The sequence below is a fragment of the Roseibium algicola genome (assembly GCF_001999245.1).
GTDB lineage: Bacteria > Pseudomonadota > Alphaproteobacteria > Rhizobiales > Stappiaceae > Roseibium > Roseibium algicola.
In genome coordinates, this window is the sequence record NZ_CP019630.1 from 1,363,181 (window position 1) to 1,375,258 (window position 12,078).

The 12,078-nt window shown below is 59.7% G+C and carries 12 protein-coding genes; 2 read left to right on the plus strand and 10 right to left on the minus strand.

The genetic code is table 11. From position 1 onward, the window contains the following. Positions 1-5: 5 nt before the first annotated feature. From B0E33_RS06380 to coxB, 7 genes are all read right to left on the minus strand, one after another. Positions 6-401 (minus strand): DUF983 domain-containing protein, encoded by a 396-nt coding sequence (locus B0E33_RS06380; RefSeq protein WP_031269732.1) that lies wholly within the window; start codon positions 399-401, stop codon positions 6-8. Positions 402-481: 80 nt separating this feature from the next. Further along, on the minus strand, positions 482-1,354 hold the full coding sequence (locus B0E33_RS06385; protein WP_062490256.1) for a cytochrome c oxidase subunit 3: 873 nt from the start codon (positions 1,352-1,354) through the stop codon (positions 482-484). 45 nt (positions 1,355-1,399) lie between these two features. Further along, on the minus strand, positions 1,400-2,008 hold the full coding sequence (locus B0E33_RS06390) for a cytochrome c oxidase assembly protein (protein WP_023002020.1): 609 nt from the start codon (positions 2,006-2,008) through the stop codon (positions 1,400-1,402). A 10-nt stretch (positions 2,009-2,018) separates the two neighbouring features. Continuing rightward, a complete protein-coding gene (locus tag B0E33_RS31090) occupies positions 2,019-2,180 on the minus strand; it encodes a cytochrome c oxidase system small membrane protein (RefSeq protein WP_023002021.1) in 162 nt (53 codons plus the stop codon). A 4-nt stretch (positions 2,181-2,184) separates the two neighbouring features. Further along, positions 2,185-3,120: a heme o synthase gene (locus B0E33_RS06395; protein WP_031269734.1), complete on the minus strand. Its 936-nt coding sequence runs from the start codon at positions 3,118-3,120 to the stop codon at positions 2,185-2,187. A 150-nt stretch (positions 3,121-3,270) separates the two neighbouring features. Further along, complete coding sequence (gene ctaD, locus B0E33_RS06400; RefSeq protein WP_062490261.1) at positions 3,271-4,866, minus strand: cytochrome c oxidase subunit I; 1,596 nt, start codon at positions 4,864-4,866, stop codon at positions 3,271-3,273. A 77-nt stretch (positions 4,867-4,943) separates the two neighbouring features. Further along, a complete protein-coding gene (coxB, locus tag B0E33_RS06405; protein ID WP_077290728.1) occupies positions 4,944-5,891 on the minus strand; it encodes a cytochrome c oxidase subunit II in 948 nt (315 codons plus the stop codon). Positions 5,892-6,478: 587 nt separating this feature from the next. On the opposite strand from coxB, the gene B0E33_RS06410 reads away from it, so the two are divergent. Then, complete coding sequence (locus B0E33_RS06410; protein ID WP_051990219.1) at positions 6,479-6,952, plus strand: invasion associated locus B family protein; 474 nt, start codon at positions 6,479-6,481, stop codon at positions 6,950-6,952. Positions 6,953-7,034: 82 nt separating this feature from the next. Here B0E33_RS06410 and B0E33_RS06415 read toward each other — a convergent pair whose 3' ends face one another. Next, positions 7,035-8,828: a monovalent cation:proton antiporter-2 (CPA2) family protein gene (locus B0E33_RS06415; RefSeq protein ID WP_077290729.1), complete on the minus strand. Its 1,794-nt coding sequence runs from the start codon at positions 8,826-8,828 to the stop codon at positions 7,035-7,037. A 300-nt stretch (positions 8,829-9,128) separates the two neighbouring features. On the opposite strand from B0E33_RS06415, the gene B0E33_RS06420 reads away from it, so the two are divergent. Next, positions 9,129-9,743 (plus strand): AraC family transcriptional regulator, encoded by a 615-nt coding sequence (locus B0E33_RS06420; protein ID WP_077293165.1) that lies wholly within the window; start codon positions 9,129-9,131, stop codon positions 9,741-9,743. Positions 9,744-9,779: 36 nt separating this feature from the next. On the opposite strand, the gene B0E33_RS06425 is transcribed toward B0E33_RS06420, so the two are convergent. Together B0E33_RS06425 and tldD are read right to left on the minus strand one after the other, a co-directional pair. After that, on the minus strand, positions 9,780-10,394 hold the full coding sequence (locus B0E33_RS06425; protein ID WP_077290730.1) for an HAD-IA family hydrolase: 615 nt from the start codon (positions 10,392-10,394) through the stop codon (positions 9,780-9,782). A gap of 21 nt (positions 10,395-10,415) precedes the next feature. After that, positions 10,416-11,840 (minus strand): metalloprotease TldD, encoded by a 1,425-nt coding sequence (gene tldD / locus B0E33_RS06430; protein ID WP_077290731.1) that lies wholly within the window; start codon positions 11,838-11,840, stop codon positions 10,416-10,418. Between the last annotated feature and the right edge of the window lie 238 nt (positions 11,841-12,078).

The following is a 12,078-nucleotide window of genomic DNA, read 5'->3' on the forward strand; positions in this document are numbered from 1 at the left end:
CCCGGTCAATTGTCGTCCTTGCCGGTGTCCAGTTGACCTTCGGCAGCCTTGTGCCGGAACTGAAGCGCAATCATGAGGCCTTTCAGCGGTCGAAGCACTCCGCCGGCCAGCAGGATCGTCAGCGGTAGCCAGAGGACCAGGTGTACCCAGATCGGCGGCTGGTAGGAGAGTTCGACGAAGAGCACCAGACCGACCACGATAAACCCGACGATCATGATGACGAAAACCGCCGGGCCGTCACCACTGTCGGCGAAAGAGTAGTCGAGCCCGCAGGCCATGCAGGATTTCTTGACGCTCAGGAAACCGTCGAAGAGCTTCCCCTGGCCGCAGCGCGGACACTTGCCCGACAGGCCTGCGGAAACCGGATTGACCGGTGGAAAATGCGCCTTGTCTTCCATGATGTGCCTCAAGCCTCAGCTGAAATGAAAACGCCCGATCCGGTGGCCGGATCGGGCGTTGCTCGTGCCGGTTTGGCGCGATCCTAGTGAGCGGCCGGTGTGCCTGCGCCCCAAATGTAGATGGAGACGAACAGGAACAGCCAGACGACGTCAACGAAGTGCCAGTACCATGCGGCAGCTTCGAAACCGAAGTGCTTCTCGACGGTGAACTGACCAGCCAGTGCCCGGAACAGGCAGACGGCCAGGAAGATGGTGCCGACGATAACGTGGAAACCGTGGAAACCGGTCGCCATGAAGAAGGTCGCGCCGTAGATGTTGCCGCCGAAATCGAACGCAGCGTGCATGTATTCGTAGACCTGGCAGACGGTGAAGAGAACACCCAGCAGAACCGTAAGGGTCAGGCCCCACTTCAGGCCATCGCGGTCATTATGCAGCAGCGCATGGTGTGCCCAGGTGACCGTGGTGCCGGAGCACAGCAGGATCAGGGTGTTGAGCAGCGGCAGGTGCCAGGGATCGAATGTTTCGATGCCGGCAGGCGGCCAGTGACCGCCAGTTGCCTCGACACGGGCATACTGGATGGCTTCGCTGGTGAAGAGCGATGCATCGAAGTAGGCCCAGAACCATGCAACGAAGAACATCACTTCAGAAGCGATGAACAGCAGCATGCCGTAGCGAAGATGCAGCGAGACCACCCGGGTGTGGTGACCCTGAGCGGATTCGCGAACGGTGTCGCGCCACCAGCCGAACATCACATAAAGGACGATCAGCAGCCCGATAGCGAACAGGCCCCAGCCAGTGAGATCCAGGCCAAGCAGCACGAACTCCGTGCCCTGTGCATATTTCATGAAGCCGATGGCACCCAGTGCCATGACGAATGCACCGACGGATGCGATGAACGGCCACGGACTCGGATCGACCAAGTGGTAATCGTGGTTTTTGGTATGTGCCTCAGCCATCGGCAAGCTCCCCAAAGACAGTCATTTCAAGCGCGGATGCGCCAATCACTCGAATTTTGTTTCAGCTGCGGCCTTCTCGGCCTTTGCTGCAACAGGACGTTCCGGTTCTTCTACCGGGAAGAAGGTGTAGGACAAAGTGATTTCCTTCACGTGTTTCAGCTCAGGATCCTTGTCCATTTCCGGGTCGACGAAGAAAACGACCGGCATCTGAACAGTCTCGCCGCTTTCCAGCGCCTGCTCGGTAAAGCAGAAGCATTGCAGCTTGTTGAAATAGGCTCCGGCCGTCGGCGGCGACACGTTGAAAGTCGACGTGCCGACGGTCCTGCCGGAACCCGTGTTGGTTGCCACATATTCCAGTTGAGCGGTTTCGCCCATCTGGAGCGTGACCGAACGCTGCACCGGTTTGAATTTCCAGGGCAGCTCGTGATTGACGTTGCCGTCGAAGCGCACGGTGATCTTGCGGTCGATGATCACGTCGCTTTCAGCCGTGGCAACCTGCGTGGTGCCACCAAACCCGGTGACACGGCAGAAAAGATTGTAGAGCGGCACGGCGGCATAGGCCGCCCCGACCATGAACATGAACACGCCAGCGCAAACCACCGCGACCTTGCGGTTGCTGCGTGACAGGTTTGAAGTGTCTTGTCCGTTGCTCACACGATCTCCCTCAAAGCGCCCGGTCCAGGATACCGGGGCCCAGTTTGACGATGGTCACGACATAGAACAGCACGACGAGGCCGCCGAGCACGCAGGCGATTGCAATCGACCGCGACCGGCGCTTCTTCTTCTGCTCTTCGGTGAGCGCAATGCCCTGCTCTTCCTTGGCCATCACGTCACACTCCTGCAATCAGGCTCTCGCCCAGAAGCAGGGCAAACAGCATGAACAGGTAAAAGATTGAAAACTTGAACAGACGCCAGCACGCGGCCTTCGCCGGATCGCCCTCGCGCTTGCGCCAGACGTCAAAGGAAAGGCCGACGAAGATGGCACTCAGAAGAGCGGATGCAATGCCGTAGACGGGGCTTGCAAAGCCAAGCAGGTAAGGCGCGACACCGATGGGTGCGAGCAGGATGGCATAAGCCAGAATATGATGCCGTGTCACGGTCTCGCCGGCAACAACTGGCAGCATCGGGATCTTGGCGGCCTGATAGTCGCCGTTCTTGACCAGTGCCAGCGCCCAGAAGTGCGGCGGTGTCCACATGAAGATGATCAGGAAGAGCACGAAGCTTTCCAGGCTTACGCTTCCGGTAACGGCAGCCCAGCCGATCATCGGAGGAAACGCCCCGGCTGCGCCGCCGATAACAATGTTCTGCGGCGTCGAACGCTTCAGCCACATCGTATAGACGATCACGTAAAAGAAGATGGTGAAGGCCAGGAATGCACCGGCAAACCAGTTGACCAGAAGGCCGAGCAGCACAACCGAACCGATGGACAGCGTCACACCGAAGGCAAGCGCTTCCTCACGCGTGACCTTGCCGGCCGGGATCGGCCGCTTGCGGGTGCGCGTCATGACTTCGTCGATGTCGGCGTCGTACCACATGTTGAGCGCGCCGGAAGCGCCCGCTCCGATGGCAATGCACAGGATCGCGACAACGCCCAGCACTGGATGCACGGAGCCTGGTGCCAGCATCAGGCCGACAAAAGCGGTGAAGATGACCAGAGACATCACACGCGGCTTCAGGAGCGCCACATAGTCGCTCACCGATCCCATGCCGCCGTCCCAGACAGCGGTTTCCTGGCTCATCATATCCTGGCGCTCAACGAGCGACATAGGCGCGTCCTTTGAATTCTTGTTTTCTTCCGCGATCCAGGGATCGCGCATCCGGGTGCACATGGCCCGGCAGATTTCTTTAAAGGGAGCACCGCGCCGGCAACCGGCGCGGTGCTGATCTTGACCGGGAGGCGAACCTCCCGCCGCGAATTACTTGATGCGCGGCAGGGTCTCGAACTGGTGGAACGGCGGAGGAGAAGACAGGGTCCACTCCAGGGTCGTTGCACCTTCGCCCCACGGGTTGTTGCCGACAACGCGCTTCTTGGAGAACGCTTCGACGATGCCGAAGAGGAACACCAGAACCGCAAAGGCCGAGATGTAGGAGCCGATGGAGGAAACGAAGTTCCAGCCGGCAAACGCATCCGGGTAGTCGACATAGCGGCGCGGCATGCCGTTCAGGCCCAGGAAGTGCTGCGGGAAGAACACCAGGTTCACGCCCACGAAGGTGATCCAGAAATGGGCCTTGCCGATCGTCTCGTTGTACATGTAGCCGAACATTTTCGGGAACCAGTAGTACCAGGCCGCGAAGATGGCGAACACGGCGCCGAGAGACAGCACGTAGTGGAAGTGAGCAACCACGAAGTAAGTGTCGTGGAACGCACGGTCGAGACCGGCGTTGGCGAGCTGCACACCTGTCACACCGCCGACGGTGAACAGGAAGATGAAGCCGATTGCCCAGACCATAGGTGTGCGGAACTCGATGGAACCACCCCACATGGTCGCGATCCACGAGAAGATCTTCACGCCGGTCGGAACCGCGATCACCATGGTGGCGGCCACGAAGTAGGCCTGCGTCTCGGAGGACATGCCGACGGTGTACATGTGGTGCGCCCACACGATGAAGCCGACGACGCCAATGGCGACCATGGCGTAGGCCATGCCGAGGTAACCGAAGATCGGCTTGCGCGAGAAGGTGGAAATGATGTGGCTGATGATGCCGAAGCCCGGCAGGATCAGGATGTACACTTCCGGATGACCGAAGAACCAGAACAGGTGCTGGAACAGGATCGGGTCACCGCCACCGGCAGGCGCAAAGAACGTGGTGCCGAAGTTACGGTCGGTCAAAAGCATGGTGATGGCACCAGCCAGAACCGGCAGGGACAGCAGCAGCAGGAACGCGGTGATCAGCACGGACCAGGCAAACAGCGGCATCTTGTGCAGGGTCATGCCCGGCGCACGCATGTTGAAGATGGTCGTGATGAAGTTGATGGCACCGAGGATCGAGGAAGCACCAGCAATGTGCAGGGCCAGGATCGCCAGATCCATCGCCGGTCCGGGCTGACCGGACGTGGACAGCGGCGGATAGATGGTCCAGCCGCCACCGACACCGTTGGAGCCCGGAGGACCTTCAACGAAGAGGGAGAGAAGCAGGAGCAGGAAGGCCGGCGGAAGCAGCCAGAAGGAGATGTTGTTCATCCGCGGGAACGCCATGTCCGGCGCACCGATCATGATCGGCACGAAGTAGTTGGCGTAGCCGCCGATCATGGCCGGCATGACCATGAAGAAGATCATGATCAGACCATGTGCGGTGGTGAACACGTTGAACAGGTGCGGATCACCGAAGATCTGCATCCCCGGTTCCTGAAGTTCCATCCGCATGCCGACGCTGAGCGCGCCGCCAACGATACCTGCCATGATAGCGAACATCAGGTACATGATACCGATGTCCTTGTGGTTGGTCGAATAGACCCAGCGGCGCCATCCGGTCGGATGGCCATGTGCCGCATGTGCTTCGGTCGCAGCCATTTTGGGCTCCCTCTTTCAGACTTTCTCAGCGGCGCTGCATGTCATCGCGCGCATCGCCAAACAGGATCGCCGCCACATTATTTCGCGGCGACAGAGATCTCTTCCAGCTTGCCTGCGGCAGCCACTTTCTTCGCATCGGCGATCGATGCCAGGAGCTGCTGGTTGGCAGTGTCCAGATCGTCCTGGGCGGCAGTTGACCAGGTCTGGAACTGATCCTTGGAAACCACCCGGATTGCGATCGGCATGAAGGCATGGTCCTTGCCGCAAAGCTCGGAACACTGACCGTAGTAGACGCCTTCCTCGCGAGCGTGGAACCAGGTTTCGTTCAAACGGCCCGGGATGGCGTCGATCTTAACGCCGAAGGACGGCATCGCGAAGGCGTGGATAACATCTTCGGAGGTCACCTGGACGCGAACAGTGGTGTCGACCGGAATGACGAGATCGTAGTCAACGGACAGAAGGCGCGGAACTTCGTTCAGCGTCACGCCGCGAGCGTCTGCAACAGCCTGGCGCTCGTCGTCCTTGACCATGATGGAGTCGAAGGAGAGCTCACCCATGTTCTCATCGGTGTACTCATAGCCCCAGTACCACTGGTACCCGGTCGCCTTGATGGTCATCTCGTATTCGGGAATGTCCAGCTGCTTGTAGAGCAGGCGGAAAGACGGGATCGCGATCACGACCAGAATCAGGATCGGAGCAACCGTCCAGACCACTTCGATCATGGTGTTGTGCGATGTCCTGGACGGAACCGGGTTCTTTTTCGCGCTGAAGCGGGTCATGCAGACGATCAGCAGCGCAAGCACGAACAGCGTGATTACGGTGATGATCACCAGGGTGAACCCGTTGAACCAGGTAATGTCGTCCATTACATCGGTGACAGAGGCCTGAAAGCCCAACTGCCATTCCTTGATGCCGGATTCCGCTGCCAGGGCCGCTGTCGACACTCCAGCAAAAGTTGCCGCCGCACCGGCCATAGTCATGAGACGCTTGAAGACTGCCTTCACGTCCGCGCTCCCTTCCCTCATCCGCCTGAAATGGCGGAAAATGCTAAATTTCCGGACTCAGATCCGGTCCAATCCGGTGCGGCAGTAGCGGGCTTGGCGGCGCTGCGCAAGCCAAATCTGCTGCGTCCTGGAGTTGGACAAGGTCATGAGTTTGACCGGACTATAACCACAAACTCATATAAAGGGCGATGGCTACCATCGGGCATAGCGGCGATGTGCCGCATCATTCCACCGACACCTTTGAGCCGCACAAAAACCACAAGAAACGCCGGGCTGCAACGGAATTTCCAACTTTTCACAGCCACCTGAAGCTCTCTGCCATTTGACACGGGTCAAGGACATGCGAATTTTCGACAAGAATTGCGGCTAATCCTTAGGTTCCTGAACCGCCGGACTGGAAACGTGCGCCGTCATGCGGCAATGTCTGGCCTAGAATTACACCTTGATTCGCCAAGCAGGCCGCATCTTTTTATGCCGGGCCGACCAAAAGCGAACCGGACAACGATTGACTGGAGGATTTCTTGTCAACCCAATTGCCGCAGTCACTGGCTGCCCGCCCTAATGGACGTTCCAGACTGTCTTTTTCCAAACTCGCGGCCGTTGCCGGGATCGTCTTCAGTTCGTTGACTTACGGAAATCTGCCCGCCGCGGCACAAGGCGAGGTCCGCTCGACTCACGGCGACTGGCAAATGCGCTGCGACACGCCTCCCGGTTCCACCGGTGACCAGTGCGCGCTGATCCAGAACGTCACTGCGGCCGACCGGGAAAACGTCGGGCTTTCCGTGATCATTCTGAAAACCGCCGACAAGCAGGCCCGCATTCTCAGGGTTCTCGCACCGCTCGGCGTGTTGCTGCCGTCTGGTCTTGGCCTCAGGGTCGACAACGCCGATATCGGCCGGGCCGGTTTCGTCCGCTGTCTTCCGAACGGCTGCATTGCCGAGGTCATTCTCGAAGAAGATCTGCTGAGCAAATTGCAGGCCGGCTCTCAGGCGACCTTCATCATCTTCCAGACCCCGGAAGAAGGGATCGGCATCCCGATTTCTCTGAATGGGTTCTCTGCAGGCTTCGACGCCCTGCCCTGACGCGGAAACGCAAGCAACCAAACGAAAGGCGCCCATTCGGCGCCTTTTTTGTTTCCGAAATCCTGGTGATGAGCCTTGCCGCCTATTCCGCGGCTGGCGCGTCAGGAGCGTTCGCCTCCATCGACCGGCGCGGCGTTACCTTGTGCAGCTTGTCGGCGCCGGCAAACATGCCCTCACGCAGTTGCTGGGCAAGCCGCTCCTCGTCCCGGTCGCGAACGTCTTCCTCGATCTGGTCGATTCGGTCGAGGGGAGTTCCCAGTGCCTCGAGTGCCGCCCGGCCGAAGACGACGCTTGATTCGAAGGTTTCACGAATCTGGAAATCGACGCCCCGTTTGGTGAGATCCAGCATATGCGCGCGGTCCGTCGCCCGGCAGAAGATCAGCGCCTCGGGGAAGCCTTCTCGAACGAGGTCGATGGCCTTGCCCATCACCTTGTCGTTCTCGATACACATGGCAACCAATGTTGCCTTGCCCGCCCCAGCCGCCGCCAAAACGTCTGCCCGCGTCGCATCGCCGTAATAGACCTTGTAGCCCTGCTTGCGGGCGTAAGCGATACGGTCCGGCCGGTTGTCGATGGCGGTGATCTCAAGACCTTCGGATGTCAGGAACTGGGCCACCACCATGCCGAAGCGGCCGAAGCCGATCACCAGCACGGTCGGAGTTGCCTCCTCGAATGTCTCGATCGACGGGTTTTCAACACCCCGTGCCTTGACCCTGGCCGCCAGCCGGTCCAGCCCAAGGCAGGCAACCGGCGTCAGCAACATGGTCAAGACCACAATCGCGTTCAGCTGGTTGACGGCCTGATAGCTCAACAGGCGTTCGCCGACAGCGGCGGTGAACAGGACAAAGGCAAATTCACCACCTTGAGGCAGCGTGACGGCAATGCGCAATGCATCGGAATTCGGCGAGCCGGTGCCCCGTGACAGAGCCCAAAGGAATATGCCCTTCACACCCATCACACAGATGACGCCGATTGCGAGGATTTCCCAGTGGGTCATCACCAGGTAGACATCAAGCGACATGCCGACGGCGACAAAGAACAGGCCCATGAGCAAAGACCGGAAGGGCTCGATGTCGGCTTCAAGCGTATGGCGAAAACTCGATTCGGCCAGCAGAACACCTGCCAGGAACGCCCCGAGCGCCATCGACAGGCCGACCGCATGCATGATGCCGGCACTGCCAAGAGCGACGAGGAGAGCGGCTGTCAGCATGACCTCGCGCGCGCGGCTTGCCGCCAGCAGCAGGAAAATCGGCGACACCAGATATCGGCCAGTCAGGACTACGGCAGCCACCGCCGCCAGAACGATCAGGATCTCGCTCGCGATCTGGGTATAGGTGGACGGCCCTTCCCCGGGCGCCAGGATGGCGACCATCGCAAGCAGTGGCACGATGGCGATATCCTGAAGCAACAGGATGCCGAACGCCCGCTGGCCGTAGGCTGAGGAAAGTTGTCCGCGTTCCTGCAGGATCTGCAGCGCGAACGCGGTGGAAGAAAGCGCCAGGCCGAAGCCAGCAACCAGAGAGGTGGTGAAGGAATATCCAAACAGCCGCCCTATGGCGTAGAAGGTCACACCGGTCAGAAGCACCTGGGCCGTTCCAAGGCCGAAGATGTCACGCTTCATCCGCCAGAGTTTTCGCGGGTCCAGCTCCAGACCGATGACAAACAGCAGCAGGACGACGCCAAGTTCGGCGACATGAAGCACGTCCTCGCCCGAGCCGAGAAGCTTTAGGCCGTGCGGGCCTATAACGGCTCCGGCAGCGAGATAACCGACCACCGATCCAAGCCCCAGCCTTTTGGCGATCGGAACGGCGACGACCGTCGCGGCCAGAAACACGATCGATTCGGCAAAAAACGGAGGGGCTCCTTCTGCTGCCATTCCTTCTCCTTAACCGCATGGTCCCGACACGTCGCCTTCTTGTTTCATGCGACTTCTGCTCACTTCAACGATATCAGAGAATACGCCCTATCCTTTAATCAAATCCAGCGACTGCAGCAAAAAAGTGCTTTATTTTCAATCAAAGGACAGCCCCACGCGCCGAGAACCGCACAAGCTGATTGCACGTTGGATATTTGCTGCGTAGCGTTGCAGATGTCCGGTGAAAAAGTCTGGCAGGCAACGTCCAGTCCAAAGGCTGGCTATCTATCCCTGTACTCCAAGACGGAGCTCTTGCACCGCATGTCCGATCTGTTTGCCTCAATCGATGCCGCACGCCTTGCCTGCGGGTTTCTGCCGCTGTCTCAGATGATGGAAATCCTGGACGGAAATCATGTTCTGGATCCCTTTTCCACGCTGGTTTCCGCAGGCGTATCGGCGGGCAGGAACAACATCTTTTATCCGGGCGTCACGCTGAAGGCCTCATCCGGAGCGGAGATCCGGCTGGGCGACGACAACATTGTGCACTCCGGCAGCCATTTCGAAGCGTCGAACGGCAATATTCTGATCGGTAGCAAGAACCAGTTCGGCGAAGGCGGATTTACCGCCAAGGCCAACAGGCCCGGCGCGGAAATCCGGATCGGCAGCCATGGCCGGTTCCTCAACAACCCGGCCCTGTTCGGCAGATGCATGCTGGGAGACGGCAGTCAGATCCTCGGCAATATCACGGTCGACAGTTGTACGCTGTCGGACGGAGGTTCCTTTCAGGAAGATGATCCGGACATGAGAGGCGGTCTGCTGAAAGGAAGCGGCGTTGCCAGGAACCTGAGCGTGGCACGCGGCATGGTGATAGCCGGAAACGGGACTTTCAGTTCGGAAGACCTGCTGCCTCAAAGGCACTTTCACCCAAAGCCCTGACTGAAACACACTGATCGCGCAAACCTGCGTTCCGGATCAGATCAGCCGGCAAGTCCTCAGGAACGTTCCAAGGCCATCCGCAGTCACATAGTGATGGCCCTTCAACCCGGCGTTCTGCGCCCCTACTATGTTTTCCGCTCGGTCATCGACAAACGCACTTTCCTCGGGACCATAGCCGTAGCGGCCGCAGATGCGCTCAAAGACCAGCGGATCAGGCTTGCGGGCTCCAAACTCAGCCGAGACATGGGCTTTCTCACCGAAAATTTCGACCGTTTCCGGCGCGCAGATGGGCAAGGCATCCTTCAAGAGCATGCCGTTGTTGGTCAGCAGCGCAATGTCTGCGGTCGCCTTCAGGCGGCGGACAAGCGACAAGACATCCCGGCGCGGGCGCATCATCTGCCGGCGCACATCCGCCCAGGTTTCGAAGTCGATCGGAAACTCGAGCAGTCTTGCAAATTGCTCCAGATAGGCATCGGCCGTTGCAGGATCTCCCGCCTCGGCTGCATTCTCGTGAGGACCGCCCCAGACCGAGCAATCAATATCGGCCGCAGGCCTTCCTGTCAGCTCTTCAAGCAACTTCAAGCGGATCTGGTGGTCGTAGTCGTAGAGCACCAGATCCATATCGAAGATGACGAATTTTATGTCCGGCATAGGTCCTTCCAGGCGGCCTTGTCAGACCGCCGTCCCGCCTATGGTCATGGCATTGATGCGCATGGACGGTTGGCCGACACCAACCGGCACGCCCTGCCCCTGCTTGCCGCAGGTGCCCATGCCGGGATCGAGCTTCATGTCGTTCCCGATCATGGAAACGCGGGTCAGCGCGTCCGGTCCGTTACCGATCAGCATTGCGCCTTTCAGCGGCGCGCCAACCTTGCCGTTCTCCACGCGGTAGGCTTCGGTGCAGGAGAACACGAATTTGCCGGAGGTGATGTCGACCTGGCCACCACCGAAAGACACGGCGTAAATGCCGTCCTTGACCGATGCCAGGATCTCGTCCGGATCCTTGTCACCGGCCATCATTACCGTATTGGTCATGCGCGGCATCGGGATGTGGGCGTAGGACTGCCGGCGGCCATTACCGGTCGGCTCCATGCCCATCAGGCGCGCGTTCTGGCGGTCCTGCATGTAGCCCTTCAGGATACCGTCCTCAATCAGTACCGTTCGGCTGGAAGGCGTGCCTTCGTCGTCCACAGTCAGCGAGCCCCGACGATCGGCAATCGTTCCGTCGTCAACGATGGTCACGCCAGGCGAAGCAACGCGCTGGCCCAAGAGACCGGCGAACGCGGACGTTTTCTTGCGGTTGAAGTCGCCTTCCAGTCCGTGGCCGACGGCTTCGTGCAGAAGAATGCCCGGCCAGCCCGGCCCCAGCACGACATCGAAAGTGCCGGCAGGTGCAGGAACCGCTTCCAGATTGACCAGAGCCTGACGCAGTGCCTCGTCGACACCGCCCTGCCAGTTTTCCGTGGTGATGAAACGCTCGAAGCCTTCCCGGCCACCGCAACCGAATGAGCCGCTTTCCTGGCGTTCGTCATTGCCGGCGACGACGGAAATGCTGAGCCGCACCATCGGACGCACATCGCGCACCAGATGACCGTCCGCACGCAGGATCTCGACCACCTGCCAGGAACCCGCCAGAGACGCGGACACCTGCCGCACGCGTGGATCCTTTGCCCGCGCGTAGGCGTCGATTTCCTGCAGCAGCTTGACCTTGTCCTCGAAGCTCGGCCCGCCAAGCGGGTTTGCATCGGTATAAAGCGTCTGGTTGGTGCGCGCAGGCGCTGCCGCGTAGCTACCCGAATACCCCTTCTTGACGGCGCTGACCGCATCGGCCGCCCGTTTCAATGCACCTTCGGAGATATCTCCGGCATGAGCGTAACCGGCAGCTTCACCGGCAACGGCTCTCAGGCCGAAACCTTGTGCGGTGTCGTAGTTGGCCCCTTTCAGGCGCCCGTTGTCGAAGACCAGGCCTTCGCTTTGCCGGTATTCGACAAAAAGCTCGCCATCATCCGCTCCATCAAGTGCGTCCTGAGTGATCCGCCTTGCCGTTTCGAGGCCCAGGCCTGAAGATTCGATAAGATCGGTGGTGGAAAGGGTCATCTGTCTGTCCTGATTTCGCCCGGAGTGTCTGCCGATGCAGGTTGCATTGCCAGACCGGGCAATTTGGTTGTTTCTCTCAACATAGGCGTTTTGGCGCGCAAATCATCCCATAAGCGGAGAATTCCACTTGCCAGTCATGCGGTACCGCGCGCCGGAATGCAGTCGGGGCCGGGTTACCCTGAGCGATTTTGAAACCGATTGTCCCGCAACGGGGAAATGGGCCCCCGGCAAAGCTTTG

Excerpts from the sequence above, each read along its gene's own strand:
- B0E33_RS06425 (WP_077290730.1), bottom strand. The coding sequence starts at position 10,394 with ATGCCGGACATAAAATTCGTCATCTTCGATATGGATCTGGTGCTCTAC.
- B0E33_RS06395 (WP_031269734.1), bottom strand. The coding sequence starts at position 3,120 with ATGTCGCTCGTTGAGCGCCAGGATATGATGAGCCAGGAAACCGCTGTC.
- ctaD (WP_062490261.1), bottom strand. The coding sequence starts at position 4,866 with ATGGCTGCGACCGAAGCACATGCGGCACATGGCCATCCGACCGGATGG.
- B0E33_RS06415 (WP_077290729.1), bottom strand. The coding sequence starts at position 8,828 with ATGGCAGCAGAAGGAGCCCCTCCGTTTTTTGCCGAATCGATCGTGTTT.
- B0E33_RS06385 (WP_062490256.1), bottom strand. The coding sequence starts at position 1,354 with ATGGCTGAGGCACATACCAAAAACCACGATTACCACTTGGTCGATCCG.
- coxB (WP_077290728.1), bottom strand. The coding sequence starts at position 5,891 with ATGAGGGAAGGGAGCGCGGACGTGAAGGCAGTCTTCAAGCGTCTCATG.
- tldD (WP_077290731.1), bottom strand. The coding sequence starts at position 11,840 with ATGACCCTTTCCACCACCGATCTTATCGAATCTTCAGGCCTGGGCCTC.
- B0E33_RS06420 (WP_077293165.1), top strand. The coding sequence starts at position 9,129 with ATGTCCGATCTGTTTGCCTCAATCGATGCCGCACGCCTTGCCTGCGGG.
- B0E33_RS31090 (WP_023002021.1), bottom strand. The coding sequence starts at position 2,180 with ATGGCCAAGGAAGAGCAGGGCATTGCGCTCACCGAAGAGCAGAAGAAG.